This window comes from Caulobacter sp. CCG-8 (genome assembly GCF_037402475.1).
GTDB lineage: Bacteria > Pseudomonadota > Alphaproteobacteria > Caulobacterales > Caulobacteraceae > Caulobacter.
Window position 1 is genome coordinate 25,025 of sequence record NZ_JBBEUD010000016.1, and the last position, 25,792, is coordinate 50,816.

The following is a 25,792-nucleotide window of genomic DNA, read 5'->3' on the forward strand; positions in this document are numbered from 1 at the left end:
GTTGTCGGCGTGTAACCGGGCGCTGTCAACAAAGCGGCCGTGAATTTTGGGTGTCAGGGACCGCCAAGCCACACTGTTCGCGGTCACATGACGGATCGACCGGTTGAAGCGCGCGCGTCCAGGCCGTACCCCTTTGGGCGCTCGGGGGAGCCTTGTTCAGGAGATTGTCCATGAAGCCCTTCGCGCCCGCCCTCCTCGCCCTGACGATCCTGACCGCATGCGCCGGCGCCTCCGGACCCGCCCCGTCCGGGCCGTCCAGCGCGGCGGTCACCGGCCAGGTGGTCTGGCGCGAACGGATCATGCTGCCGCCCCAGACCAAGGTGATCGTGCGCCTGCAGGACGTCAGCCGGGCCGACGCCCCCGCCAAGGTCATCGCCGAGGCGGTGATCCCGGCCCAGACCCCGCCGGTCGCCTTCTCGCTGGGCTACGACCCGGCCAAGATCGCGCCCACGGCCCGCATAGCGGTCTCGGCCCGGGTCGAGGTCGACGGCCGGCTGCGGTTCACCAACGACACCCACATCCCGGTGATCAACGGCGGACCGACCGAGGGGGTGGAGGTGCTGGTGAAGGGGGTCGCGCCCTAAACCCAAGAACCGCTCATCCCGGCGAATGCCGGGATCCAGATGGAATAGCGGTATGGTGGGTTCCTTGAGCTCAGAGCCCGTCCAGCCAACCTCAAAGCCATAGGATCTGGGTCCCGGCATTCGCCGGGATGAGCGGATCAAGGAGAGCAAAAACGGCCGCCCCTTGCGAGGCGGCCGTTTCATCAAACGCTCCGGGCGACCTAGCTCTTCAGCCGATACCCGGTCCGGAACAGGCCCCAGCACCACAGGAACAGGCCGATCGACAGCACGGCCGTCACCACCGCCCCGACCGCCACCGAACCGTCGGCATGGCCGATGAAGCCGTAGCGGAAGCCGTCGATCAGATAGAAGAACGGGTTGAAGTGGCTGGCCGAGCGGAACGGCTCGGGCAGCTTGTCGACCAGGTAGAAGGTGCCCGACAGGAAGGTCATGGGCATGATCAGGAAGTTGGTCACGGCCGCCAGCTGGTCGAACTTCTCGGCCCACAGGCCCGCCAGCACGCCGGCCAGGCCCAGGATGATCGAGGCGCCGACCGAGAAATAGACAATCGCCCACAGGTGGCTGATCTGCAGGCCCGCGCCCGGCAGCACGCCGATGACCAGGGCGGTGACCGCCCCCACCACGATGCCGCGCGTCGCCGCGCCCAGGCCGAAGGCCGAGACCTGCTCCAGCGGGGTCAGCGGCGGGGTCAGGAAGTCGGGCGTCAGGCCCATCATCTTGGCCTGGATCAGCGACGAGGACGAATTGGCGAAGGCGTTGTTGAGGATGGCCATCATGATCAGGCCCGGCGCCACGAAGTGGCCGAAGGTCACGCCTTCCACCGCCGGCCGGCTGCCGCCCACCGCCACCACGAACACCAGCATGTAGAGCAGCGTCGTCACCACCGGGGCGGCGACCGTCTGGGTGCCGACCTTCCAGAACCGGCGGATCTCGCGCTGGTACAGGGTGAAGAACCCGCTCCAGTTCCAGCCGTGATAGTCGCGCGGCTGCGGCGGGATGACGTCGGACGTCATGTCTTTCATGGGGGGTCTCGGATCCAGAACGCCTCGAAGGCGTCCGCGGGGGCCGCCACGGGCCAGCATGTGCGCCCGGGCTCGCCGGAGCGCAAGGCGCGTTCCGGAAGAATCAAGATATAGTTCCTGTGGACGAACGCCTTACAGCCTATTGTGCGTTTTAACGCATTCTTTACACTATCTAGTAGGTCAGCCGCCGGCGGGGCGGTCTGTACACCAGATATAGAGGCCATGGCGAGTCGGGGAAACCCGTCGTGGCCCCTTTTAGGCGGAGATGGGCTATGAGCTGGACTGACGAACGCGTCACCACCCTGAAGAAGCTTTGGCTGGACGGCCTTTCGGCCAGTCAGATCGCCAAACAGCTGGGCGGCGTCACGCGCAACGCCGTGATCGGCAAGGTGCACCGCCTGGGCCTGTCGGGCCGCGCGGCCCCCTCGCAACCGGCGCGACCGGCCTTCAAGGCCCCGCGTCCGGCGCGTCCGGCCGCCACCACGATGCCCTCGGCCCCGCGCCGGGTGATCGCCGCCGAGCCGGCGCCGCTGCCGGCCGTGGCCCAGCAGCCGTCGGTCCCGGCGTTCCGCGCCGAGGAGCCGGGCTCGGCCACCGTGCTGACCCTGGGCGCCCACATGTGCAAGTGGCCGATCGGCGATCCGTCGGCCGACGGTTTCACCTTCTGCGGCCGCCGGTCGTCGGAAGGCCCCTATTGCGGCGAACACGCCCGCATCGCCTACCAGCCGCAGCAGACCAAGAAGAAGGCCGGCGCCACCGAACTGGCCCGCTCCCTGCGCCGCTACATCTAGTTTCTCACCTCCGTGGGGCCGCCCACGGTCCTGGAAGCTCGGGCTTCCGGACGTGGGATGCCGGAGTCGGCGGTAGATATCCACGCGCCCAAGTCCTCATGAGGAAAGCGCGGCGGGGATTTCGGCCTCACGGCGAGGAACTGGAAAAGATCCCGGACGGCTGAGGGGCCGCTCCGGGATTTTTGCTTTTTGGGCCATTGATCGACAACGCCTGCATCGGGTCTGCACCACGCTCGCCCACGTTGGACCGATCCCGGCGACCGCTTGGCCGGACGGAGCGCGCCCATGCCCAACCGTGTCGCCCGTGCGGCCCTTCTGTCAGTCGCCTCGGTCGTGCTGGCCAGCTGCGGCGAGATCGCGATGTCGGACGCCGACCGCGCCTTCGACGCGGCCTTCTCGGCGGCCCTGGCGCACGGGGGTCCCATCGATCTCATGCGGCTGGAGCCGGGCCCCTGGTCCCGGGTCTGCGCCATCGGCGAAGCCCGGCCGGCCGAGATGATGCCCGACGAGAAGCCTCGCCCGGGCGAACGCGCCTTCGACGCGCTGATCGACGCGCCGTTCCTGGCGCCGGGCCAGGCCGGCGGCGGCGCCCTGGCCTTCAGCCATCCCGACGGCGTGGAGGTCCGCCCCTTGTCGGGCCTGACCATCAACATGGGCTCGGCGATCAACCGCTGCGTCACGCGCCGGCAGGCCGTCCTCGTCGCCTCGCCGGACGTCGGCTGGCGGTTCCGCGACGGAGACCAGTTCTGACGGGGACATGCCCTTGGGCGTGTCCCCAGGTTTCGCACCGAGCCAGGCGGTTGGGGACACGCCGCAAGGGCATGTCCCCGTCATTGCGGCGGACAAGCCGCTGAAATCACGGCGCTAAATCTTTATTCCCCGCAGGGTTTCCCAGGGGCCGCATAATGCTCCCACCTCGACGCGGGAAAGGGCGCATGGCCAGCGACCGATGCGGCGGCGGGGGGCGATCGAGCGGGAAGCTCCTTCGGCGGTCCGAAAGGATCAAACCCCATCCATCTGGTGCCGGCTGGGCTCGGAACACGGATACAGCGTTGGATGGGGGCCGGTTGAGCAGCAGGCGGGCGGTGAGACGCTCGCGGTCCGGGACTGGAGATCGTTGCTCCAGCCCGCCCGTCGGAGGCTTCAAGGCGGCGAGGTTCGAATAGAACTCAGCGCCGTCGCGCTTCCGGATAACGACCGCGCGGAGCGATCGGGCTTCGTCGAAACGGTTACTCTCTACTTCCTCCGGACGATGTCCGGCGCTCCGCAGCCCTTTCCATCAGCTCACAGCCGGAGGCGTGGGATCACACCCCCTTGCCCCCACCTGGCGGCTTCGCCGCCTGTCCGCCCCCGTAGGGGGCGGAGCCGCCTGCGCGAGGCTCTTCCCCCTCCGGGGGAAGACGACCGCGAAGCGGTCCGTAGGGGGCAAGTGCTGACCGCACCAAGCCAACCCATTTCACACCCAACCCCAAACCGTCCTATCTAATCCCCCATGACCGACGTCGCCGCGCCCGATTCCAACGCCCAGGCCTATTCCGTCTCGGAGCTGGCCTTCGCCCTGAAGCGCACGCTGGAAGACCGCTACAGCTTCGTGCGGCTGCGCGGCGAGCTTTCCAAGGTCACCCATCACTCCAACGGCCACGTCTACCTGACCATCAAGGACGACAAGGCCGCCATCGACGGCGTGGTCTGGAAGGGCAATGTCCGCCAGCTGCAGATCCGGCCCGAGCACGGGCTGGAGGTCATCGTCACCGGCAAGATCACCACCTATCCCGCCGGTTCGCGCTACCAGATCGTCATCGAGACCATGGAGGCCGCCGGGGTCGGCGCACTGCTCGCCCAGCTGGAGCGGCTGAAGGCCAAGCTGCATGCCGAGGGCCTGTTCGCGGCGGACCGCAAGCGTCCCCTGCCCTCGATGCCGGCCGTGGTCGGGGTGATCACCAGCCCGACCGGGGCGGTGATCCGTGACATTCTCCATCGCATCCGCGACCGCTGGCCATGCCAGGTTCTGGTCTGGCCCTGCGTGGTCCAGGGCGACGCCGCCGCCGGCCAGGTCAGCGCCGCCATCCGCGGTTTCAACGCCATCGCGCCCGGCGGCCCGGTGCCGCGCCCCGACATCCTGATCGTCGCCCGGGGCGGCGGCTCGGTCGAGGACCTGTGGGCCTTCAACGACGAGGGCCTGGCCCGCACCGTGGCCGAGGGGACGATCCCGCTGATCTCGGCCGTCGGCCACGAGACCGACACCACCCTGATCGACTTCGTCTCCGACCGTCGCGCGCCGACCCCGACCGCCGCCGCCGAGATGGCCACGCCCGTGCTGGCCGAGCTGCGGGCCCTGGTCAGCGACTACGACCGCCGCCTGAACACCTGCGGCGGCCGCGTGATCGAGGAGCGCCGCACCCGCCTGATCAGCGCCGCGCGCGGCCTGCCCCGTCCCGCCGACCTGCTGGCCCTGGCCCAGCAGCGCCTGGACCTGGCGGTGCGCGGCCTGCCCCGCCTGGACGACCTGACCGCCCCGGCCGAGCGCCGCTTCAAGGAGGTCGCCGCCCGCCTGGACGCGGCCCTGCAGCGCAACACCGACATCCACGCCCGCGACCTCCTGAAGGTCACCGCGCGCCTCTCGCCCGACACCCTGCACCGCCAGCGCGCCGACTGCGGGCGACGGGTCCAGGACCTGGGCCGGCGCCTGGACCTGGCGGCGGCCCGCGTTCCCGAGCGCGTGGCCCAGCACGCCCGCCTTCCGGCCCTGCAGGAGCGGCTCAACGCCGTGGCCAAGCGGCGGCTGGAGCGCGAGACCGACCGCCTGGTCGCCCTGGACAAGCTGCGGGTGTCGCTGAACCCCGAGCGCCCGCTGGAGCTGGGCTTCGCCCTGGTCCGCAAGGCCGACGGCACGATCGCCCGCTCGGCCGCCGAACTGACCAGCGGCGAACGCGTGAACCTGAAGTTCAAGGCCGGCGACCGCGACGCGGTGATCGACGGCGAAGGCGGGACGCCCGTCCCGCCCGCGCCCGTCGCCGCGCCGCCGCCGCGTCCGGCGCCCAAGCCGAAGACCCCGCCGCCGTCGTCCGATCAGGGCAGCCTGTTTTGACCTCGCGCGGGACCGCCTCCCTGTTCCCCAGACCCCAACTGGCGTAAAAGACCCTCATGAACGCGTTCGATCCCAATCTCGGCAAGGCCGGCGGTCCGGCCACCCTGCACTACGGCGACGGCGAATTCGCCGTCCTGAGCCCCGGCCAGTTCGTGCTGTGCGCGGTCACGGGCGCCCGGGTGTCGCTGGACGCCCTGCGCTACTGGAGCCCCGAACTGCAGGAAGCCTATGCGGGCCCGACCGAGGCCCTGAAGCGCTGGCAGGAGAGCCGGGGCTGAACCGCCGCGCCGCGCTCGTCCGCCTGACGGCCGGCGCGACCGGCGTCCTCCTCGCGTCGCCCCTGGCGTCGATCGCGCGCGCCGCCGCGCCCGGCCTGACCCTGTCGGGCCGCTTCGTGCAGGGCGGCGCGGTCGTGGGCCATACCGCGCCCCGCGCCACGGTGCTGCTGAACGGCGCGCCGGCCACCCAGGCCTCGGCCGACGGCTGGTTCGTGATCGGCTTCGACCGCGACGCCCTACCCCCGGCCCTGATCACCGTCGAGACCCCCGACGGTTCGGCCAACCACCAGGCGACGATCGCGCCGGGGACCTTCGACATCCAGCGCATCGACGGTCTGGCTCAGGACCAGGTGGCGCCCAGCGATCCTGCCCTGCTGGCCCGCATCGCCGCCGAGGGGCAGCGCAAGGCGGCCGGCTTCGCCAGCCGGATCGACGCCGACTATTTCCGCACCGGCTTCATCTGGCCGGTCCAGGCCACGCGGCGCTCGTCCAGCTTCGGCGGCCAGCGCATCCTGAACGGCGAGCCCAAGCGGCCGCACTACGGCGTCGACCTGGCCGCCCCGGTCGGAACGCCGGTCGTGGCCCCGGCCGCCGGGGTCGTCAGCTTGGCCGAGACGGGCCTGCACTTCGAGGGCGGGCTGATCCTGATCGACCACGGCCAGGGCCTGATCACCGCCTATCTGCACCTGTCGCGCATCGACGTGGCCGCCGGCCAGGCCGTGGCCCAGGGCCAGCGGATCGGCGCGGTCGGCCAGGAGGGCCGCGCCACCGGCCCGCACCTCTGCTGGCGCATGAAATGGCGCGACCAGAACCTGGACCCGTCCCTGCTGGTGGGCCTGATGGCTGGCAAGCCGCAACCACACGCTTAACGAGACTTCCGATTGCAAAATTCGCCTGTCAGGGGATCGACAGGCCGTTAACTGTACAGTATCCCCCGCCATCCCCTTTTTCCGCGATGGAGGCTTCACTCGCATGTCGGCGACGCTTGAGCAGCTGCGCTTCCTGCTGGTGGACGACAACCATCACATGCGGACCATCGTCTCGACGATCCTCAAGGGCGTCGGCGTGCGGCACGTCTTCGAGGCCATGGACGGCGCCGAGGCCCTGCAGGTGGTCCGCGACCACCAGATCGACATCGCCATCGTCGACTTCCGCATGTCGCCCCTGGACGGCGTGCAGTTCACCCAGCTGGTGCGCCAGTCGCCCGACAGCTCCGACCCGTTCCTGCCGATCATCATGCTGACCGGCTTCGCCGAGCGGCATCGGGTGTTCGAGGCCCGCGACGCCGGGGTGACCGAGATCGTCGTCAAGCCGGTCACGGCCCGCTCGCTGCTGGACCGCATCAACACGGTGATCTTCAAGCCCCGGCCGTTCATCCGCACCGAGGACTATTTCGGCCCCTGCCGTCGCCGCCGCGACGACCCCACCTACGACGGCCCGCGTCGCCGGGGCAACGAGCGGATGCTGGAGCTCTAATCCTCCCCCTTGGGGGAGGTGTCGGCGAAGCCGACGGAGGGGGCTCAGTCGCCCCGCGCCGCCAGCTCGGCGTAGACCTCGTTCGGCCAGCGGCGGTGGACCCAGAACCATTCCTCGGGCCGCTCGCGGATGCGCTCTTCCATGAAGGCGTTGACCAGCCTGACCCCCGCCTCGATGTCGGCGGTGCGGTCGCCGGTGTTGGGCAGGTGGATCGGGTCGTGGACCACCGCCCGGAAGCGCGCCCCCTTGGTGCGCTGCACCGACATCGGCTGCAGCACCGTGCCGAAACGAAGCGCCAGGCGCGAAGGCCCGGGCGCGGTGCGCACCGGATGGCCGAAGAACAGGCCCTCGACCCCGGTGTTGAACTTCTGGTCGTTCATCAGCGCGACCGACTTGCCCTGCTTCATGCCCTCCAGCAGCTCGCGCGCGCCGTCGCCGCCCTTGGGCGCGAACAGCCGCACGCCGTAGCGGAAGCGGCTGGCCTTGATGCGTTCGTCGACATACGGATTGTTGGCGGCGCGATAGGTCATCTCGCAGACGACGCCGGAATCCACGATGGCCGCAGGCATCACCTCCCAGTTGGACAGGTGTCCCGAAACGAAGACGACCGGGACCTTCTCGGCGGCGATCTGGAACAGGCGTTCCTGGTTGACCACCTCGACCCGGCCCGTGGACGGCAGGATCTTGTCCATCAGCGGGAACTCGGCGAACGTCCGGCCCAGGCCGTCCCACTGCGCCTCGAGCATGGCCGCGCGCCAAGCGTCGTCCTTGTCGGGAAAGGCCAGCTTCAGATTGCGCGTCGCCACCTTGTGGGCGCCGCTCAAGGGCCCGACCGTCCGGCCCAGCCAGCCGCCGAACGCCGAAGCGGCGTCAACGCCGAGCAGGCGCACCAGGCCGATGAAGAGGTCGAAACCCAGCGCCTCAGCGCGCCACAGAAGATCCTGGCCCAGCGGCCGACGCTTATCCGACATGAACCCTTAGTAGCCTGCTTCGTGGACGAGTGGGACTCGCGGCGTGTGTCGGCGCGCGGGGTTCGCCCGGCACGCGACTTGCGGATGCCAACCCAGGCCGTTCCGTTCTGGGACGGAAACATGAAATCGGGGCGTCATCATGGGCAACGACATTGATGTTTATCTGGGCAAGCGATTGCGGCGTCGGCGCCGTCTGCTGGGCCTGACTCAACAACAGCTGGCCGGCACCGTCGGGGTGCGCTTCCAGCAGATCCAGAAGTACGAATGCGGCGCCAACCGCATCTCGGCCGCTCGCCTGTGGCAGCTGTCCGAGGCGCTGGAGGTTCCGGTCGGCTACTTCTACGACGGCCTGTCGGACCGTGCGATGAAGGAAACCGCCGCCGAGGCCGAAGGCGGCGAGATGTTCGCCCGCAAGGAGACGCTGGACCTGGTCCGCGCCTACTACCTGCTGGGCGAGCGTCCGCGTCGGCGCCTGCTGGACCTGGCCAAGTCGCTGAACGGCGGCGAGCCCATCGAAGCCTAGGATCGAGATCGTGAACGGTGGCGTCGAGTCGAAGGGCGGGCTAAATCCCGCCCTATGACCCTCGCCGCCGATCACCTCGCTCAACTCGACGCCTTCGTCGTCGACCTCAATCGCGCTTCGGCCGCGGCGATCCTGCCGCTGTTCCGGGCCGACCACGGGTTGGAGGACAAAGGCGCGGGCAAGAACCTGCCGCGCGACAGCCACGCCGCCTTCGACCCGGTGACCGAGGCCGACCGCGGCGCCGAGGCGGCGATCCGCAAGCTGATCGCCGAGCGCTATCCCGATCACGGCGTGATCGGCGAGGAATACGGCGAGGACCGCCCGGACGCCGAGTTCGTCTGGGTGCTGGACCCGATCGACGGCACGCGCGCCTTCATCTCGGGCCTGCCACTCTGGACCACCCTGATCGGCCTTCGCCATCAGGGCCGCTCCGTGCTGGGTTCGATCGGCCAGCCCTATACGGGCGAGATCTTCATCGGCTCGGCCGCCGGTTCGCGCCTGCTGTCGCGGGGCGGCGAGCGGGCGATCCAGGTGCGCGAGTGCGCCGACCTGACCGACGCCGTCATCGCCACCACCGATCCCGAAGCCTGTTTCGACGGCGCCGAGCTGGGCGCCTGGCGGCAGGTGCGCGCCGCCGCCAAGCTGGCCCGCCTGGGCTGCGACGCCTACGCCTACGCCATGGTCGCCATGGGCAAGATGGACATGGTCATCGAGGCCGGCCTGAAATCGTGGGACGTCGAGGCGGCCATTCCGCTGATCGAGGGCGCGGGCGGGGTCGTCACCAACTGGCGCGGCGAGCCCATCGGCCCCGACGGCGGCCAGATGGTGATCTCCGGCGACCGCCGCTGCCTGGACGAGGCCCTGGTCAGTCTGAGACGTTCGGCGAAATAAGCGGCTCGCGCGGCGCGACCCGGTCGACGGTCTCGTCGAAGGCCCGCCAGAAGACCTCCCGGCGTGGATCGGTCTCGATCAGGATTTCGTGGAAGGCTCCTGGCACCTCCACATAGCGCCCGTTCGGAAGACGGGCGGCGATCCGTTGCTCGTCGACATTGAGCACGCGGTTGTCCAGTTCGGCGCCGACGATCGTCACGGGGATCGTGACGGTCTCCACCCTTCCCGCCCCCCGCAGCCAGGCGCAGGCCGAGATGGCGAAGTCCGCCCAGCCCCAGGTCATGCCGCCCAGGGCGATGCGTGGATCGGCGCGCAGCTGGGCCACGTAACGGTCGTACCGCGCCTCGTCGTGGGTCAGGGCGTCGCCGACGAAGGTCTGGGCCAGCGGATCGTAGCGCCCGCCCTGCACATAGGCGCCGGACAGGCCGACGCGCGACAGGGTCCAGGACAGGGGCGCGGCCACCCAAGGCGGCACGCCGGCCGTGTTCAGCCCCAGCATCGGCGCGGACAGGACCGCCGCCGAGAAACGCGTCTCGCCGTGGGCCAGGTCCAGCATGGCCAGGCAGCCGCCCATCGAATGGGCCAGAGCGATCCAGGGCTTGGGCAGTCGCGCCTCGAAGACGTCGAGCAGGGCCGTGTGGTCGGCGAGGAAGGTCTTGAAGCCCCGGGCGTGGCCCTTCAGGCGGTCGGGCAAGCCCCGGGCCGAAAGCCCCTGGCCGCGCCAGTCATGGACCAGCACCACGAAGCCCCGCGCCAGCAGGTCCTCGACGACCTCGAAATACTTCTCGATCGGCTCGCTGCGGCCCGGGCTGAGCACCACCGATCCCCGGGGATGACCCTCGGGCTGAAACAAGGCGGCGCGGAGGGTCGCCCCGTCCGCGCCGCTGAACCACTCTGCCTTTCCATGATCGGGGACCGGCGCCTCGGGAATCGAGACCAGCGACGCGGCGTCCCCCATGGATCAGCGCATCTTCGCGAAGAGAGCCGCCATCTTCGACTGCAGGGCCATGGCCGTGCCCATGTCCGACAGCTTCAGCTTGCCGGTCATGACCGCCATGGTCGGGTCCAGCGAGCCGGCGCCGATGGCCAGCAGGTCGTCCATCGACAGGGTCATGGTCAGGTCGGCCGGCTTGTCTTCGTTGGTCACCGAACCGCCATCGATGTGGATGACGCCGGCGTCCTTCAGGTCGAACTTCAGGCTCTTGCCCAGGCCGCTGTCGTCGCCGACGGCGCCTTTGATACGATCGGTGATTTCCTGCAACGTAGCCATGTGCGCGTCTCCCTCTGTGGCGCGTGGATTCTGGGCGGCACACTGGCCGCTGGATCGCGGCGAGTAAACACTGTTCAGACGCGCGGCCGGCTATTTCTTTGTGACAAAATAGTCCACCGCCGCCGGGGTTTTGGCCAAACGGACGCGGGACGCGCCCTTGAACTGGTCGGGCTGGAAAACGACGCCGCCCGCGCCGGCGGGCAACGGCTTGGAGCTTCCGTTGGGGAAGATCGCCACCCCGGAATCGACCGCCTTGAACGTCAGCCCGTCCATCTGCGGGGCCATCAGGGCCATGGGGCCGGCGGCCTTGCGGATGGTCCTGTTGGACTCCTCCACCGTGGCGACCAGCTCCCGCGCGTCGTATTCGGCGGCCGGCTTCAGCACCGGGTCGAGCAGCATGCTGGAGCCCAGCTTGGTGTCGGCCGGCACATCGAAGCCGACCTGGGCCTTGGCCTGCAACTGGGCCAGGGTGGGCGTGCGCTCGAAGCGCCCTTCCCCGTCGATCGGCAGCGGGGTGCGCGCGCCGTTGGATTCGATCAGGGTCGCCTTGACGCCGGTCGCCCGCTTGCCGTCGCGCAGCAGGGCGTAGGACACCCTGATCCTGGACCGCTCGGCGGCCGGCACCTTCAGGAAGGCCTCCAGGAACGAGAAGACCTTGCCGGCGGGCGCGACCTTGCCGGCCTGGGCCGACGCCGCGGACGGGATCGCGGCCGCCAGGGCCAGGAAGACGAGGGCCGAGGCGACGGCGCGCTTGCTCAGGCTCATTTGGGCTTCACGAACTTGAGGGTCATGCGGTCGCTCTCGCCGATGGCGTCGTACTTGGCGTGGTCGAAACCGGGCTCGGCCGGCTCGCCGCGCGGCGCCGACAGCCGGGTCGGCGGCAGGGTCCAGACGCCGAACGGATGGTCCTTGGTGTCCTTGGGATTGGCGTTGATCTCGCTTTCGCCCGCCAGGACGAAGCCGGCCTCCTTGGCCATCTCGATCACATAGGCCTGCTGCACGTAGCCGTCGGCGGCCAGCACGTCCTGCACCCGCCCTGGTTCGCCGCGATGCTCCTCGATCCCCAGCACGCCGCCGGGCTTCAAGGCGGTCAGGGCCTCGCGGAACGCCTTCTCGGCCAAGCCCGCGGCCATCCAGTTGTGCAGGTTGCGCAGGAACAGCACCAGGTCGGCCGAGCCGGCCGGCGCGACGGGACCGCTGGTCGGCCCGAACGCCGTGATCGTCACGTCGCCATAGACCTTCTTCTTGTCTGCCAGCTTGCGCTGATAGGCCTCGACCGCCGCCTTGGCGGCGGGGTCGTCCGGCAGGTCGGTCTGCAGCGAGGCGGCGTAGAGCTTGCCGCCGGTCGCGGCCAGATAGGGCGCCAGGATGTCGGTGTACCAGCCCGTGCCCGGCCAGAACTCGACCACGGTCTGGCCCGGCTTGAGCCCCCAGAACTCCAGGCTCTCGACGGGATGACGCCAGGCGTCCCGGGCCTTGTCGGCGGGCGAGCGCCAGTCGCCCTGGGTCGCGTCCTTCAGGGTCATGACCCCGGTCTTGGCCGCCGGCTTGGCGTCCTCGGGCTTGGCGGCCTTACGGCCGCATCCCGCCAGGCTCAGCGCCGCCGCGCCCGTCAGCAAGCCTCGTCGCGACCATCGAACTCTCGGACCCATGCCGCCACCCGCCATCACTTCACGCCCCCGATCATGCACCCGACCTTGGCGAAACGGCGCCCTGGCCGGTCAAAGTCCCGCTCGTCCGCCGTCAGCCCGGTTTGCGGAAGCGCAGCGTCATCCGGTCGCTTTCGCCGATGGCGTCGTACTTGGTCCGATCGAAGGCCGGATCGGCCGGCTGGCCGCTGGGCGCGGTCTGCCGGGTCGGCGGCAAGGTCCAGACCCCGAACGGGTGGTCCTTGGTGTCCTTGGGGTTGGCGTTGATCTCGGAGCTGGCGTCCAGCTTGAAGCCGGCCTTCTCGGCCAGGGCCACCACCGTGGCCGTCGCCAGGTAGCCGTCCGCGCCCTTATCGCTCTCCGACTTGGGATCGGCGCGATGGTCCTCGATGGCCAGGATGCCGCCCGGCTTCAGCACCGCGAAGAAGTCGGCGAAGATCTTGTCGGCCACACCGGGCTGGACCGTCCAGTTGTGGACATTCCGCGCCGTCAAAACCAGGTCGGCCGAACCCGCCGCGCCCAGGGGGCCGGCCACCGGCCCGAAGTTCACGAACCGCACGGTCCCGTACTTGGCCGGGTCCATGAAGCGCATCTCGAAGTTCGCCCTGCCCTTGCGGGCCCCGTCCGAGATCTTCGGATTGGCCAGGTCGGCGACGCCGGCGACGTACACGCCGCCGGTGGCCTTGGCGTAGGGCGCCAGGATCTCAGTCCAGTAGCCGCCGCCCGGCGAGACCTCGATCACCGTCTGCTTGGGCTTCAGCCCCCAGAAGGTCAGGCTGTCATAGGGATGGCGGGCGCCGTCGCGGGCCACGTTGGCCGGCGTACGGTCGGGCGAGGCGACGGCCGCCTGCAGCGCCGCGTCGGCGGCGAAGACCGGCGTGGCGGAGAGGCAAAGCGTCGCGGCGGCGAACAGGAGGAGATGGCGGCGGCAGGTCATCGTCGGAGCTCTCCAAGGCGGGCCAAGGGGCCGGGGCGAGCCGACCTTAACGGTGAGCGAACGGCGATCAAGCGATTCACCGTCAAGCTGCCCATTCAACCCCTTGAAGTCGAAAAACGGCTCACCACCTTGGTTTCGAAGGCGCTGGGAACCCGGGCCTTCCAGATCGCCGGCGACGCCAATTCGGGTCGCCAAGGGTCTGAACCTATTGAACAACCTTGCTTTGAAAGAAGGATGTCATCATGCGTACGATCGACCTGTCGCCCCTGTACCGCTCCGTCGTCGGTTTCGACCGCCTGGCCGCTCTGCTGGACGCCGCCTCGAACGAAGCCGCCTCGGGCTATCCCCCCTACAACATCGAGCGCACCGCCGAGAACGCGTACCGCATCGAGATCGCCGTCGCCGGCTTCAAGCCGGAAGAGCTCGGCATCGAGGTGAAGGAGAACCTTCTCACCGTCACCGGCCGCAAGCCGGCCAATGACGAGACCAAGCGCTATCTCCATCGCGGCCTGGCCGAGCGCAACTTCGAGCGTCGCTTCCAGCTGGCCGACTACGTGGTCGTGACCGACGCGGCCCTTTCCGACGGCCTGCTGTCGATCTCGCTGAAGCGCGAGCTGCCCGAGGCGCTCAAGCCCCGCACGATCGAGATCAAGTCCGGCGCGCCCCTGATCGAGGGCGACAAGATCGAAGGCGAGAAGGCAGCCTAACACCACCTTCGCGCGTTACCGTATCTCCCCTCTAGACTTTGCAGGGCGGCGCTCCGGCGCCGCCCTTTTTTCTGGCCGTCGAGGACCGGCTCAGGCCGGCGCGAAGTCCAGGCCCTGGACCTGGCCCAGGTCGCAGTCCCGCAGGCTGGTCTTGCTCAGCCGCGCGCCGGTGAAATCCGCGCCGCGCAGGTCGGCGCCGTCGAGCACCGCCTCGCTGAGGTCGGCGGCCTGCACCAGGGCGTAGCGCAGCCGGGCGGCCTTCAGGTTGACCAGGGTCTTGCGCTCGGGCCCCAGCGGCAGGGGCGACAGGAAGGCCTGGCGCAGGTCGGCCTTGGTCAGGTTGGCTCCGGCCAGCTTGGCGCCGCGCAGGTCGGCGCCGCGTAGATTGGCCATGCGCAGGTCGGCGTTGCGCAGGTCCGCGCCCTGCAGCTGGGTCCCGGACAGGTCGATCCCCACCATGCAGGCGCCGGCCGCGCTCATCGCCGTCAGCCGCAGCCCCTTGAGCCGGTCGCCGAGCGGACGCAGGTCCTCGCCGTCCAGCCGCGCGGGCTCGCCCTCCTTGCCGCCGGTCTTGCACCAGGCCTGGTTGGCCAGGCAGCGGCGGTGGATCTCCTCGACGCGGGACAGGGCCCGCTCGGTGGAGGCCGCCAGGCAGCCCTGCATCGCCGCGCCGCTGGTGCGGGCGGTGGAGGTGTCGACCCCCGCCATCACCGCGCCGGTGAGGTTGGCGCCTTCCAGGTTCGCGCCCTTGACGTCGGCGCCGTCCAGGATGGCCCCGCTCAGATTGGCTTCCTTGAGATTGGCCCCCGACAGCTTGGCGCCGCGCAGCGAGCAGTCGCTGAAGTCGGCCTTGAAGGCCGAGACCCCGGTGAACTGCGAGCCGTCCAGGGTCGCCCCCGAGAAGTTGACCTCGTCGACCTCGCCGTTGCGGCTTTCGTGACGGACCGTCTCCAGGCCCTTGCGGGGATGCGGGATGGCCACCTGCCCTTCCCGGAAATCGGCCTGGGTCAAGTCGGCCTGCGACAGGTTCGCGCCGCGCAGGCAGGCGCCGCGAAGGTCGGCGCGGACCAGCACCGCCTGGCGCAGGTCGGCCTTGCGCAGGTCGGCGCCGAACAGGTTGGCCCGCTCCAGCCGCGTGCGGACCATGCGGCAGCCGTCGAGGATGGAGGCCGAGAAGTCGGCGTCGGCGAGGTTGCGAAAAGACAGGTCCAGGCCCGACAGGTTCATGAAGCGCAGCGAAGCCCGCTTGCCGCCCTGCTTGCCCGTGACGAATTTCTCGTGCGCCGCCACGATCATGTCGAGCTCGGCCTGGCTCAGTCGCCGCCGTCCCGCAATGCTCTGCGCCGCGCTCATGTCTTACGCACGTCCCCCGAAAACCCCTTGATCCTGTTGAGGAATAACGGCGATCGACGAGCGAAGCGTTAAGGCCGCGCCGTTTTGCCGCAACTTTCGCGGAAGAATCTCGGAAAATTCGCCGTTAGCGCTACCTTGGCGCTAGATCACGTCGTCCAGGCCGCGCGCCCCGAGGCGGATGGCGCCGGTGACGTCGATGTCCTTGAGCAGGGCGTTCGTGAAGTTGGCGCGCGACAGGTCGGCGCCGCTCAGGCAGGCCTGGCGCAGGTCGGCCCGGGCCAGGTCGGCGTTTGTCAGCAGGGCCCCGGTCAGGTCGCTGGGCAGCAGGCGGTCGCGGCCGATCAGCAGCGGACCCAGCTGGGCCTCGCGCAGGTCGGAGCCGGCCAGCTTGGCGCCCTTCAGCCGCGCCCCGCGCAGATCCGCCCGGCGCAGGTTGCACGAGCGCAGGTCGGCGCCCTCCAGCTGCGCGCCCTGCATCTGCACGCTTTCCATGTCTAGGCCGTAGAACACCGCCCCCTTGGCCGACAGGGCCGTCAGGTTGAAGCCGCGCACGGACTTCAGATTGCGCAGGTCGGCCTTGTCGAACACCGAGGGCTTGCCCTCGGCGCCGCCGGTCTCGCACCACTTGGCGTGGTCGGCGATCATCTGCTCGTAGGGCATCTCGGACACGTCCTTGCCCGACGCCTTGTCGGTCAGGGCGCCGTCCATGTTGGTGTCGTTGATGTTCCAGGACATCGTCTTGGCGCCGACCAGCACGGCGTTGCGCAGGTCGGCCCCGACCAGGTTGGCGCCCGACAGGTCGGCCCCGGCCAGGTTGGCCCCGTTGAAATTGGCCTGCTTGAGGTTGGCGCGCACCAGCTTGGCGTCCTTGAGGATCGCGTCGCTGAAATCGGCCTTGGTGGCGATGATGCCCGACAGGCGCGAGCGTTCCAGGTTGGCGCCGGCCAGGATCGCGCCGGTCGCCTGGGCCTCGCGCTGGACGGGCTCGATGATGCGGTAGCCTTCCTTGCGGTCGGCGGCGGCGATCTGGCCCTCGCGCAGGTCGGCCTCGAACAGGTCGGCGCCGGTCAGGTTGGCGCCGCGCAGGCTGGAGCCGCGCAGGTCGGTGCGGCGCATCGAGGCGTCGGTCAGGTCCGAGCCCTGCATGTCCGCGCCGTACATGGTGGCGTTGTCGAGCTTGGCCCGCCGCATGTCGCAGCCGACCATCAGGGCGCCGGTGAAGTCGGCGTCGCACAGATTGCGGCCGGCGACCGACAGGCCCGAGAGATCGCAGAAGGCGAAAACGGCGCGAGCGCCGCCCATCCGAGCCGACCACAGACGGTCATGCTTGGCGCAGATCACGTCCACATCGTGCTGCGTCAGGCGCTTGTGCTCTTGGCCTGCCGCGGGAGGGGCGCTCATGGCTGCTCGTATCGACTCCCCGAAGGGCTGGACTCCGACAATGCGTCATGCCGGATTAACGCTGAGTTTCCAAGTATTTCGGGACACCGAGGCCCAGCTTGCCCCGGCGTCCCGAACCGTGTCAGCGCGCCGTCGGCAGGGGCTGGGCGCGGCTCTCGTCGAGATAGCGCGCGGCGGTCGGCTTGAGGCCGGCGTCCAGGTCGATGACCAGCGGATTGCCGGTCGGGATCTCGACGTGGACGATGTCGGCGTCGGGCACGTTGAACAGGTGCTTGACGATGGCGCGCAGCGAATTGCCGTGGGCGGCCACCAGGATCGTCTCGCCGGCCTTCAGCTTGGGGGCGATGGCCGCCTCCCAGTAGGGCAGCACGCGCACCAGGGTGGTCTTCAGGCTTTCGGTGCTGGGCAGGTCCTTGCCGGCGTAGCGGCGGTCCTTGCCGAAGTCGTACTCGCCGCCCGGGGCCAGTTCCGGCGGCGGGATGTCGTAGGACCGGCGCCAGATGGTGACCTGCTCCTCGCCGTGCTTCTCGGCGGTCTCGGCCTTGTTCAGCCCGGTCAGGCCGCCGTAGTGGCGCTCGTTCAGGCGCCAGTCCTTGGTCACCGGCACGAAGCTCTGCTGGGCCGCGTCCAGCGCCAGGTTGCAGGTGCGGATGGCCCGGGTCTGGACCGAGGTGAAGGCGTCGTCGATCTCGATGCCGGCGGCCTTGATCAGCTCGCCGCCCTTGCGGGCCTGGGCCTCGCCCTCGGCCGTCAGGTCCACGTCCACCCAGCCGGTGAAGCGGTTTTCGAGATTCCACTGGCTTTGGCCGTGGCGGAGCAGGACGAGAACGGGCATCGGACCTCCAGGATGTGTCGGAGCGCGGGCTAAGCCCCGGCCGCCTTCGCGTCAAGCGCCCTGCCCCCGCCGTCGCCCTTCTCTCGCCCTTCTCTCCTCCGGGCGGCGTGCTATAGGCAGGCCATGCCCGATCGCATCCTCATGCCCTTCCTGGCGCTCATCGGCCTGGCCCTGATCGCGTTCTCGCTCGTCTGGCCGCAAGGCTACGGAGCCCGCTCGCCGGGTCCGTTCGGCTCGGTCCCGATCCAGCAGACGCCGGAAATGCGCGTGAAGATCCAGCGCGAAAAGGACGCCGCGGCCCAGCGCGACCAGCAGGCCCGCCAGCAGATGAGCGACGCCCGCGAAGCGGCGGCGAGCGCCCCGTGAGCGCCTTCAACGCCATCGCCGTCGGCCAGCGGGTCCTGAACACCGAGGCCCAGGCCCTGTCGGCCCTCTCGGCCGCCCTGGACGAGTCGTTCGTCCGCGCCGTCGAGGCCCTGTTCGACGCCAAGGGCCGGGTCGTCTGCACCGGCATCGGCAAGTCGGGCCACGTGGCGCGCAAGATCGCCGCCACCCTGGCCTCGACCGGCTCGCCGGCGATGTTCGTGCACGCCGCCGAGGCTAGCCACGGCGACCTGGGCATGATCGGCCAGGGCGACGTGGTCCTGGCCCTGTCCAAGTCGGGCGAGGCGCGCGAGCTGTCCGACACCCTGGCCTACGCCAAGCGGTTCTCGATCCCGATCATCGCCGTCACCGCCGTGGCCGACAGCCAGCTGGGCCGGGCCGGCGACATCCTTCTGCTGCTGCCCGACGCGCCGGAAGCCACGGCCGAGGTCAGCGCTCCGACCACCTCGACCACGCTGCAGATGGCCCTGGGCGACGCCCTGGCCGTGGCCCTGCTGGAGCGGCGCGGCTTCACGGCCAGCGACTTCCGCGTCTTCCACCCGGGCGGCAAGCTGGGCGCCATGCTGCGCACGGTCGGCGACCTGATGCACGGCGAGGGCGAACTGCCCCTGACCCGCGAGGACGCGCCCATGCCCCAGGCGCTGCTCGAGATGAGCGAAAAGCGCTTCGGCGCGGTCGGCGTGGTGGCGCCCGACGGGACCCTGGCCGGCCTGATCACCGACGGCGACCTGCGCCGCCACATGGACGGACTGATGGATCACGTGGCCGGCGAGGTCATGACCCGCGCCCCCCTGACCATCTCGCCCGGCGCCCTGGCGGCCGAGGCCCTTAAGCTGATGAACGAGCGGCGCATCACCGTCCTGTTCGTGGTCGACGACGGCCGCCCGGTGGGCATCCTGCACGTGCACGACCTGCTGCGGGCCGGCGTGATCTGAGGCCGGGGACATGCCCTTGCGGCGTGTCCCCAAGACCTGGCTCCGTGGAGGCTGATGGGGACACGCGCGAGCGCATGTCCCTGGCCGGGAAGCCCGGCGGGTGATGGGAAGGGTGCGAAGCGCCCGGGCCTCGCCCGGATGATTTGCAGTTTTGAATACCGTTTCGACGAAGACAGGCGCTTCGCGCGGAGCCGTTATCCGGTGAGCGTTCGAGACGCGGGGTTTTAACCCGCTCCCGCTTTACGCCCCCGACGGGCGGGGTGCTGGCCGCACCCCGGACCGCCCGGGCGATTTCAGCCCAGGCCTGCCGCGTCCGCCGATCCTCCGCCGCCTGGGTTTCGTCTTCACAGAAGAACCTGCCCAGGACCGCCGCGAAGGCGTCACTCAAGACCACCGGCGAGCGCTTCCCGCTCGTCCACCCCCGAAAGCCGTTCGGTCGCCGGCCGGACGCCCTTCCCATGCCTTCAGGTGGGATCAGGATACGGGCGCCTGGAAGGGTGAGGACAAGTTCGGTCGAGAAAGTTTAAGGCTTTGAAATCGCCGGAGTTCGTTCGCTATCCGCCGAGCGTAAGTCGCTCAGCCGGGGACATGCCCTCGGGCGTGTCCCCATCGGCATGCACGGGGCCAAGTCTTGGGGACACGCCCAAGGGCGTGTCCCCGTCGCGCGTGTCCCTCCAGATTTGGGCCAAGCCCGAAAATCAGCTTAGCTGCCCCATCTCCTCCGCGAGTCCCCCATGCGCCCTCTCCTCACCGCCCTCGCCCTGATCCTGGCGCCCGCCATCGCCCAGGCCGCCCAGCCGATCCTGCTCAAGCCCGCCCGGGTCTGGACCGCCGAGGACGCCGGGCCGCCGCACGAGGGTTGGGGCGTGCTGGTCAAGGACGGCCGGATCGCCGCCGTCGGCCCGGCGGCGGGCCTGGACGCCACCGGTGCCGAGGTGGTCGACCTGCCCGGCGCCACGGTGATCCCGGGCCTGATGGACCTGCACAGCCACCTGCTGCTGCATCCCTACAACGAGACCTCGTGGGACGATCAGGTGCTGAAGGAGGCGCCGGACTATCGCGTGGTCCGCGCCACGGTCCAGGCCAAGGCGACCCTGGACGCCGGCTTCACCACCCTGCGCGACCTGGGCACCGAGGGCGCGGGCGTGGCCGATGTCTCGCTCCGCAAGGCCATCAAGGACGGGCTGATCCCCGGCCCGCGCCTGTTCGTGGCCACCCGGGCGATCGTCGCCACCGGCGCCTACGGCCCGGCCCGCCGGAACTACAACCCCGACGCCGATCTGCCCCAGGGCGCCCAGGAGGCCAGCGGGATCGACGAGGCCGTCCGCGCGGTGCGCCAGCAGGCGGGGGCCGGCGCCGACTGGATCAAGATCTACGCCGACTACCGCGTCGGCCCCGACGGCTCGACCCAGCCGACCTTCAGCCTGGACGAGCTGAAGGCCATGGTCGAGGCCGCCCATTCCACCGACCGCCCGGTCTCGGTCCACGCCTCCAGCGACGAGGGCATGCGCCGGGCGATCCTGGCCGGGGTCGACACCATCGAGCACGGCTACGGCGGCTCGGACGCCACCTTCAAGCTGATGGCCGAGAAGGGCGTGGCCTTCTTCCCCACCCTGACGGCCAGCGAGGCGACCTCGACCTATTTCCAGGGCTATGTCGCCGGCAAGACCCCGCCGACCCCGGCCATGCAGGCCGCCGAGCGCGCGTTCAAACTCGCGCTCAAGAACGGCGTGACCATCGGCATGGGCAGCGACGTGGGCGTGTTCCGCCATGGCGACAACGCCCGCGAGCTGGTCTGGATGGTCAAAGACGGCATGACCCCCGTCCAGGCCCTGCTGGCCGCCACGGCCGTCGACGCCAAGGTCCTGCGCCGCCAGGACGACCTGGGCCGGCTGAAGCCGGGCTTCCTGGCCGACATCGTGGCGGTCGCCGGCGACCCGACCAAGGATATCGAGGCGACCAAGGCCGTGACCTTCGTGATGAAGGACGGCGCGATCGTGCGGCGGCCCTGAGCCCAGGCCTTAACGGGAAGTTTCCGTTGTCATCCCGGAAAGCGCGCAGCGCTTGTCCGGGACCCAGGTGAACCGCAAGGCGCCAGCCCAGTCCCCTGGGTCCCGGACAGCCTGCGAGGCTTCCGGGATGACAACCGATTTTGCTTTCCTCTTGCGCCGTACGCTCAAGCTGGGAGAACTCGGGGCATGCGTCGGCTGCTTCTTCCATCCCTGATCACGGCCCTTCTGCTGGCCGGTCCCGCTCATGCGTCCGATCCCGGCACGCTGCAGCAGAAGGACACCCTGCGCGACGCCGTGGCCGCGCCGCTGGAGGACCTGAACCTCAAGCGCACCGCTATCCCGCCCGTCCTGCTGCGGGCCGTCGACAACCCCTACGACCTGGAGGACCTGACCCGCTGCGAGGGGATCGCCGGCGAGATCGGCCGGCTGGACGCGGCCCTGGGTCCGGACCTGGACGAGGCGCCGCCGCCCGACACCCGCTCGCGCGGCAAGAAGGTCGCCGACGCCGCCTACGGGGCGGGCGTCGGCGAGGTGCGCAACACCACCCAGCACGTCCTGCCCTTCCGCGGTTGGGTGCGGAAGCTGACCGGCGCCAGCCGACACGACAAGGCGGTGCAGGCGGCGATCCGGGCCGGCGGCGTCCGCCGGGGCTATCTGAAGGGCGTGGGCATGCGGATGAACTGCGCGCCGCCCGCCGCGCCCAGCTGGTTCGTCCCCGCCCCGCCGCCCAAGCCCGTCGTCCCCCAGGCCGCGCCCGGGCCGCTGGAGCGCCTGGCGGCCTTCTGGGACGGCTTGGTGAACTGGTGGCGCGGATGGTGGCCGTTCTAGCGCGAACATCTCCATATGGTTGAGTTTGCCTGACATGCACTTTTAGGACACTGTGCGGGCCGCGTCGGGCGTCTCGCGGAGGGTTCCATGCGCTATGCGTTCAAGCCGTTTTCCGGATGCGCCTGCCGGCGCGCCCAGTGCGAGGTCCCGGCCTCGCCGGGCCTGATCTCGCAGCTCTACGCGCGGTACCTGTCGCTGCTGGCCGAGGGTCGGCTCGACAAGGACATGACCTTCGAAGCCTATTACAAGGTCTGGCGCGCCAGCCGGCGGGGCCCCAACAATGTGGGGCTGGACGACGGCCAGGTCCGGCTGGGCGGGATCAAGGGCCCGCTGCGGATCGACCAGCCGTCCAAGAAGCTGACCGGCCAGATCCGCACCATGGTGCTGCTGGTCGACTTCCCCGATCGTCCGCATGGGGACGATCACAGCCCCGGCATGTACGAGCAGATGCTGTTCAGCGTCGGGGCCTTCCCGTCCGGCAGCATGCGCGACTTCTACCGCCAGGTCAGCGGCTGGACGAAGGACAGCACGGCCGAGGACGGTCCCGGCATCGACGTCGCCGGCGAGGTCCACGGCTGGTTCCGGATGCCCAACCCGATCACCTTCTACGCCGACGGCAATTCGGGGATGAGCGACAACTTCCCGCGCAACGCCCCGGCCCTGGCGCGCGACGCGGTGCTGGCCGCCAAGTTCGCGGGGGTCGACTTCGCCGGCTTCGACGCCCTGGGCGAAGGGACCATCACGGCCCTGTTCGTGATCCACGCCGGCGGCGGCGCCGAGACCACCGGCGACCGCAACGACATCTGGAGCCACAAGTGGATCATCCCGGACGGGGTGGACGTCGGCCACGGCCTGTCGGTCAGCACCTACCTGACCGTGCCCGAGGACTGCCGCGTCGGCGTCTGCGCCCATGAGTGGGGCCACCTGGCCGCGCGCTGGGCCGACTACTACGACACCGGCGCCACCCAGAGCACCCAGTCCAACGGGCTTGGCAACTACTGCCTGATGGCGGCCGGCTCGTGGGGCAATTCCGGCCTGACCCCGGTCTATCCCAACGGCATGCTGCGGATGTTCCACGGCTGGGTCGAGCCGGACATCATCATGGAAAGCAAGAAGGGCGTGGTGCTGAAGCCCGCCGCCGAGGGCGGCGCGCCGGTGGTGATCCGCAACTCGGCCTTCATGACCGACAGCCAGTACCTGCTGGTCGAATACCGACGAAAGCGGCAGCAGGACGCCTTCCTCCCCGACCAGGGGATCGCCGTCTACGTGGTCGACGAGGCGGTCGAGGACGTGAACGACGAGGGCCGCCTGGCCATCGAGCTGATGCAGGCCGACAACCGGCGCGACCTGGCCAAGATCTTCGGCCAGGGCAACCGCGGCGACTCCAACGACCTGTATCCCTCGCTGGGCAACGCCGAGCTGGGGCGCAAGACCAAGCCGCCGCTGAACATGCCGCGCTCGAAATGGTCGGGGGTCAGCATCAAGGTGGTCGGCACGCCCGGCGACGACCAGATGAAGATCGACATCACCCTGGACGCCTAGGGCGCGTCGAAACGTGCTAACCGTTGGAGGTCCCGGCCTCAGCGGATCAGCGCGCGATGACCCACCGCATCTACAAGATGAGTTTCGCCAGCGTATATCCGCTCTACGTCGCCAAGGCGGAGAGAAAGGGCCGCACCCGGGCCGAGGTCGACCGGATCATCCTGTGGCTGACGGGCTTCAGCCCCGAGGCCTTCGCCGCCCAGTTGGCCGACAAGACGGACTTCGAGACCTTCTTCGCCCAGGCGCCCCGGCTGAACCCCGCGCGGGCCGAGATCAAGGGCGTGGTCTGCGGCGTCCGCGTCGAGGAGATCGAGGACCCGCTGATGCGGGAGATCCGCTACCTGGACAAGCTGATCGACGAGCTGGCCAAGGGCAAGGCGATGGAGAAGATCCTGCGGGCCTAGGCTCCAGCCAGGACCTCGCGCACCTTGGCGGCCAGCTGCCTGGGTTCGAAGGGCTTCATCACATAGCCGGCCGCGCCCAGCTGCATGGCCTGGACGATGCGGTCCAGGCGCCCGTCGCCGGTCAGCATCAGCACGGGCAAGGCCGCGCCGTCCGGCGAATCCTTGATCGCCTTGAGGCCGTCCAGCCCGCTCTGTCCGGGCATGCGCACATCCAGCAGCACCAGCAACGGCGCCTCGCGGGCCAGGGCCTCCAGCATCGGCTCCACCGACGGGAAGGCGCGCACGGAGAAGCCCTCGCCGGCCAGCGTGATCTGGATCAGCTCCAGCGTGACGGGGTCGTCGTCGGCGACGAAGATCAGGGGCGGCGTGAACGGCATGGAACAGCCTTAACGCCCGAGCTTGACCAGAGGAAGACGGCGGCCCGTCTTTCGTCAGCGGGTGCCGAAAGTCCGGTCACCGGCGTCGCCCAGGCCGGGCACGATGTAGCCGTGATCGTTCAGCTCGGCGTCCACCGCCGCCGTCCAGATCGGCACGTCGGGATGGGCCGTGCGCAGGGTCTCCACGCCCTGGACCGAGGCGACCAGGCAGACGAAGCGCAGGTCGGTCACGCCCGACCGCTTCAGCAGCGTCAGGGCCGCGACCGCCGTGTGGCCCGTGGCCAGCATCGGGTCGACCACGATGACCAGGCGGTCGGCGATGTCCTCGGGGGTCTTGTAGTAGTACTCCACCGCCTCCAGCGACTCCGGGTCGCGGAACAGGCCGATGTGCGCCACCCGCGCCGAGGGCACCAGGTCCAGCATGCCCTCGGCCATGCCCAGGCCGGCGCGCAGGATGGGGGCGAAGACCAGCTTCTTGCCCGAGATCTCCTCGGCCTTGGTCGGGGCGACGGGCGTCTCGATCTCGACCGTGTGGGTCGGCAGGTGGCGGGTGACCTCGTAGCAGAGCAGGGTCGCCGTCTCGCGCATCAGAGCGCGGAAGGTCTTGGTCGACGTCTGCTTGTCGCGCATCCGGGTCAGCTTGTGGCGGACCAGGGGGTGATCGACGACGGTGACGCCCTGCATGGCCAAGTTCCCTCTCGCGGGCGCGGCGCCCACTTCCTTCTCGCGGGCGGCGACGCCCACTTCCTTCTCGCGGGCGGCGACGCCCTCAGCGGACCAAGTGCCGTCTAAGCGCCGTCCCGCCAAGCGGAAAACGTCTAGGCGCCGTAGGCGGCCAGGAACACCCGGACGGCGGGCAGCACCTCGCGGTCGATCTCCTCGGCCGTCGGCTCGGCCATGGCGCCGCACAGCCGCGCCTTCAGCAGGCGGTTCTGGCACAGGCCGATGAACTGGTGGGCGGCGTGGACCGTGTCGTCGATCTTCAGCTGGCCGCTGTCGACCGCCTTCTGCAGGGTCGCGCCCAGCCGCTTGGCGCCGCTGCGGGGGCCGGCCTCGTAGAAGGCGTGGCCGATCTCCGGCGTGCGCTGGGCCTCGGCGACGATCACCCGGAAATTGGCCATGCTGAAGTCGCTCAGCACGATCGACAGATAGATGCGGCCTGTCTTGATCAGGGCCTCGCGGATGTCGCTGAGGTCGCTTTCGATCTCGAACATGGCGTCGCGCTGCCAGGCGCAGTGGCGAACCACATAGGCGGCGAACAGCTCTTCCTTGTTCTTGTAGTAATTGTAGAGCGTGCCCTTGGACCCGCCGACTCGCGCGGCGATGGTCGACATGGACGCGTTGGCGTAGCCCTCCTCCAGGAAGACGTCGCTGGCGACGTCGAGGATGGCTTCGCGGCGGGCGTCTCGGTCGAGACGCGGCTTCACGTCCTGCATCATTTGTTTTCCTTCCGGGTCCCCCTTGATCCCGTCAAGCTCGCGTTTATATCAGCGCCACATATGACCGTACAGTACGGTCAATTCAAGGTCGGCGC

Annotated in this window: 29 protein-coding genes; 16 read left to right on the top strand and 13 right to left on the bottom strand. The window is 69.7% G+C overall.

The window, feature by feature from the left end; all coding sequences use genetic code 11:
- Positions 1 to 170: 170 nt before the first annotated feature.
- On the top strand, positions 171 to 584 hold the full coding sequence (locus WAE60_RS16040; protein ID WP_337687516.1) for a YbaY family lipoprotein: 414 nt from the start codon (positions 171 to 173) through the stop codon (positions 582 to 584).
- A gap of 200 nt (positions 585 to 784) precedes the next feature.
- Here WAE60_RS16040 and WAE60_RS16045 read toward each other — a convergent pair whose 3' ends face one another.
- On the bottom strand, positions 785 to 1,606 hold the full coding sequence (locus WAE60_RS16045; RefSeq protein ID WP_029916804.1) for an ABC transporter permease: 822 nt from the start codon (positions 1,604 to 1,606) through the stop codon (positions 785 to 787).
- A gap of 272 nt (positions 1,607 to 1,878) precedes the next feature.
- Between WAE60_RS16045 and WAE60_RS16050 the strand changes: the two genes are divergently transcribed.
- From WAE60_RS16050 to WAE60_RS16075, 6 genes are all read left to right on the top strand, one after another.
- Positions 1,879 to 2,397 (top strand): GcrA family cell cycle regulator, encoded by a 519-nt coding sequence (locus WAE60_RS16050; protein WP_029916805.1) that lies wholly within the window; start codon positions 1,879 to 1,881, stop codon positions 2,395 to 2,397.
- A 285-nt stretch (positions 2,398 to 2,682) separates the two neighbouring features.
- The gene (locus WAE60_RS16055; protein WP_029916807.1) at positions 2,683 to 3,147 is read left to right on the top strand and encodes a hypothetical protein; all 465 of its coding nucleotides are present in this window, start codon (positions 2,683 to 2,685) and stop codon (positions 3,145 to 3,147) included.
- 742 nt (positions 3,148 to 3,889) lie between these two features.
- The gene (gene xseA, locus WAE60_RS16060; RefSeq protein ID WP_337687517.1) at positions 3,890 to 5,485 is read left to right on the top strand and encodes an exodeoxyribonuclease VII large subunit; all 1,596 of its coding nucleotides are present in this window, start codon (positions 3,890 to 3,892) and stop codon (positions 5,483 to 5,485) included.
- Positions 5,486 to 5,541: 56 nt separating this feature from the next.
- The gene (locus WAE60_RS16065; protein ID WP_029916810.1) at positions 5,542 to 5,763 is read left to right on the top strand and encodes a DUF2093 domain-containing protein; all 222 of its coding nucleotides are present in this window, start codon (positions 5,542 to 5,544) and stop codon (positions 5,761 to 5,763) included.
- Between the two features lie 116 nt (positions 5,764 to 5,879).
- Positions 5,880 to 6,632 carry a M23 family metallopeptidase gene (locus WAE60_RS16070; RefSeq protein WP_337687518.1) on the top strand — a complete coding sequence of 251 codons (753 nt, stop codon included), beginning with the start codon at positions 5,880 to 5,882 and terminating at the stop codon, positions 6,630 to 6,632.
- 103 nt (positions 6,633 to 6,735) lie between these two features.
- Complete coding sequence (locus tag WAE60_RS16075) at positions 6,736 to 7,239, top strand: response regulator (protein ID WP_337687519.1); 504 nt, start codon at positions 6,736 to 6,738, stop codon at positions 7,237 to 7,239.
- Positions 7,240 to 7,283: 44 nt separating this feature from the next.
- Here WAE60_RS16075 and WAE60_RS16080 read toward each other — a convergent pair whose 3' ends face one another.
- Positions 7,284 to 8,210: a lysophospholipid acyltransferase family protein gene (locus WAE60_RS16080; RefSeq protein ID WP_337687520.1), complete on the bottom strand. Its 927-nt coding sequence runs from the start codon at positions 8,208 to 8,210 to the stop codon at positions 7,284 to 7,286.
- Between the two features lie 139 nt (positions 8,211 to 8,349).
- Between WAE60_RS16080 and WAE60_RS16085 the strand changes: the two genes are divergently transcribed.
- Together WAE60_RS16085 and hisN are read left to right on the top strand one after the other, a co-directional pair.
- Positions 8,350 to 8,733 (top strand): helix-turn-helix transcriptional regulator, encoded by a 384-nt coding sequence (locus tag WAE60_RS16085; protein WP_029916818.1) that lies wholly within the window; start codon positions 8,350 to 8,352, stop codon positions 8,731 to 8,733.
- Positions 8,734 to 8,787: 54 nt separating this feature from the next.
- The gene (gene hisN / locus WAE60_RS16090) at positions 8,788 to 9,624 is read left to right on the top strand and encodes a histidinol-phosphatase (protein ID WP_029916820.1); all 837 of its coding nucleotides are present in this window, start codon (positions 8,788 to 8,790) and stop codon (positions 9,622 to 9,624) included.
- On the opposite strand, the gene WAE60_RS16095 is transcribed toward hisN, so the two are convergent.
- The 5 genes from WAE60_RS16095 to WAE60_RS16115 form a co-directional block, all read right to left on the bottom strand.
- Positions 9,599 to 10,582 carry an alpha/beta hydrolase gene (locus tag WAE60_RS16095; protein WP_029916821.1) on the bottom strand — a complete coding sequence of 328 codons (984 nt, stop codon included), beginning with the start codon at positions 10,580 to 10,582 and terminating at the stop codon, positions 9,599 to 9,601. The two genes, hisN and WAE60_RS16095, sit on opposite strands and share 26 nt — an antisense overlap.
- 3 nt (positions 10,583 to 10,585) lie before the next feature.
- Positions 10,586 to 10,894, bottom strand: coding sequence for an SCP2 sterol-binding domain-containing protein (locus WAE60_RS16100; RefSeq protein WP_029916823.1), 309 nt, complete (start codon positions 10,892 to 10,894; stop codon positions 10,586 to 10,588).
- 90 nt (positions 10,895 to 10,984) lie between these two features.
- Complete coding sequence (locus tag WAE60_RS16105) at positions 10,985 to 11,659, bottom strand: hypothetical protein (protein ID WP_337687521.1); 675 nt, start codon at positions 11,657 to 11,659, stop codon at positions 10,985 to 10,987.
- Positions 11,656 to 12,546, bottom strand: a complete 891-nt coding sequence (locus tag WAE60_RS16110; protein ID WP_029916826.1) for a class I SAM-dependent methyltransferase — start codon at positions 12,544 to 12,546, stop codon at positions 11,656 to 11,658. Before WAE60_RS16110 ends, WAE60_RS16105 begins: the two co-directional genes overlap by 4 nt.
- A gap of 91 nt (positions 12,547 to 12,637) precedes the next feature.
- Positions 12,638 to 13,480, bottom strand: coding sequence for a methyltransferase (locus WAE60_RS16115; RefSeq protein ID WP_337687522.1), 843 nt, complete (start codon positions 13,478 to 13,480; stop codon positions 12,638 to 12,640).
- 242 nt (positions 13,481 to 13,722) lie between these two features.
- Here WAE60_RS16115 and WAE60_RS16120 point away from each other — a divergent pair, with 242 nt between their 5' ends.
- Entirely contained in the window at positions 13,723 to 14,187 is a 465-nt protein-coding gene (locus WAE60_RS16120) for an Hsp20 family protein (protein WP_337687523.1), read from the top strand.
- A gap of 90 nt (positions 14,188 to 14,277) precedes the next feature.
- Here the strand turns inward: WAE60_RS16120 and WAE60_RS16125 are convergent, their stop codons facing one another.
- The 3 genes from WAE60_RS16125 to gpmA all read right to left on the bottom strand — a co-directional run bounded on the left by WAE60_RS16125 (position 14,278) and on the right by gpmA (position 17,776).
- Complete coding sequence (locus WAE60_RS16125) at positions 14,278 to 15,540, bottom strand: pentapeptide repeat-containing protein (protein ID WP_029916832.1); 1,263 nt, start codon at positions 15,538 to 15,540, stop codon at positions 14,278 to 14,280.
- 141 nt (positions 15,541 to 15,681) lie between these two features.
- Positions 15,682 to 16,941: a pentapeptide repeat-containing protein gene (locus tag WAE60_RS16130; RefSeq protein ID WP_029916834.1), complete on the bottom strand. Its 1,260-nt coding sequence runs from the start codon at positions 16,939 to 16,941 to the stop codon at positions 15,682 to 15,684.
- Between the two features lie 121 nt (positions 16,942 to 17,062).
- The gene (gene gpmA / locus WAE60_RS16135) at positions 17,063 to 17,776 is read right to left on the bottom strand and encodes a 2,3-diphosphoglycerate-dependent phosphoglycerate mutase (protein WP_029916836.1); all 714 of its coding nucleotides are present in this window, start codon (positions 17,774 to 17,776) and stop codon (positions 17,063 to 17,065) included.
- A gap of 123 nt (positions 17,777 to 17,899) precedes the next feature.
- On the opposite strand from gpmA, the gene WAE60_RS16140 reads away from it, so the two are divergent.
- From WAE60_RS16140 to WAE60_RS16165, 6 genes are all read left to right on the top strand, one after another.
- Positions 17,900 to 18,142 carry a hypothetical protein gene (locus tag WAE60_RS16140; protein WP_029916838.1) on the top strand — a complete coding sequence of 81 codons (243 nt, stop codon included), beginning with the start codon at positions 17,900 to 17,902 and terminating at the stop codon, positions 18,140 to 18,142.
- Positions 18,139 to 19,095 (top strand): KpsF/GutQ family sugar-phosphate isomerase, encoded by a 957-nt coding sequence (locus WAE60_RS16145; protein ID WP_029916840.1) that lies wholly within the window; start codon positions 18,139 to 18,141, stop codon positions 19,093 to 19,095. Before WAE60_RS16140 ends, WAE60_RS16145 begins: the two co-directional genes overlap by 4 nt.
- Positions 19,096 to 19,829: 734 nt before the next feature.
- Positions 19,830 to 21,107, top strand: a complete 1,278-nt coding sequence (locus tag WAE60_RS16150; protein WP_337687524.1) for an amidohydrolase family protein — start codon at positions 19,830 to 19,832, stop codon at positions 21,105 to 21,107.
- A 186-nt stretch (positions 21,108 to 21,293) separates the two neighbouring features.
- Positions 21,294 to 21,935, top strand: coding sequence for a hypothetical protein (locus WAE60_RS16155; RefSeq protein ID WP_337687525.1), 642 nt, complete (start codon positions 21,294 to 21,296; stop codon positions 21,933 to 21,935).
- Between the two features lie 87 nt (positions 21,936 to 22,022).
- Complete coding sequence (locus WAE60_RS16160) at positions 22,023 to 23,477, top strand: M6 family metalloprotease domain-containing protein (protein WP_029916847.1); 1,455 nt, start codon at positions 22,023 to 22,025, stop codon at positions 23,475 to 23,477.
- A gap of 56 nt (positions 23,478 to 23,533) precedes the next feature.
- Positions 23,534 to 23,881 carry a DUF2200 domain-containing protein gene (locus WAE60_RS16165; protein ID WP_337687526.1) on the top strand — a complete coding sequence of 116 codons (348 nt, stop codon included), beginning with the start codon at positions 23,534 to 23,536 and terminating at the stop codon, positions 23,879 to 23,881.
- On the opposite strand, the gene WAE60_RS16170 is transcribed toward WAE60_RS16165, so the two are convergent.
- The 3 genes from WAE60_RS16170 to WAE60_RS16180 all read right to left on the bottom strand — a co-directional run bounded on the left by WAE60_RS16170 (position 23,878) and on the right by WAE60_RS16180 (position 25,697).
- The gene (locus tag WAE60_RS16170; RefSeq protein ID WP_029916851.1) at positions 23,878 to 24,258 is read right to left on the bottom strand and encodes a response regulator; all 381 of its coding nucleotides are present in this window, start codon (positions 24,256 to 24,258) and stop codon (positions 23,878 to 23,880) included. The genes WAE60_RS16165 and WAE60_RS16170 overlap by 4 nt on opposite strands.
- 54 nt (positions 24,259 to 24,312) lie before the next feature.
- The gene (gene upp / locus WAE60_RS16175) at positions 24,313 to 24,942 is read right to left on the bottom strand and encodes a uracil phosphoribosyltransferase (protein ID WP_337687584.1); all 630 of its coding nucleotides are present in this window, start codon (positions 24,940 to 24,942) and stop codon (positions 24,313 to 24,315) included.
- 134 nt (positions 24,943 to 25,076) lie between these two features.
- A complete protein-coding gene (locus WAE60_RS16180) occupies positions 25,077 to 25,697 on the bottom strand; it encodes a TetR/AcrR family transcriptional regulator (protein WP_029916855.1) in 621 nt (206 codons plus the stop codon).
- Positions 25,698 to 25,792 lie beyond the last annotated feature (95 nt).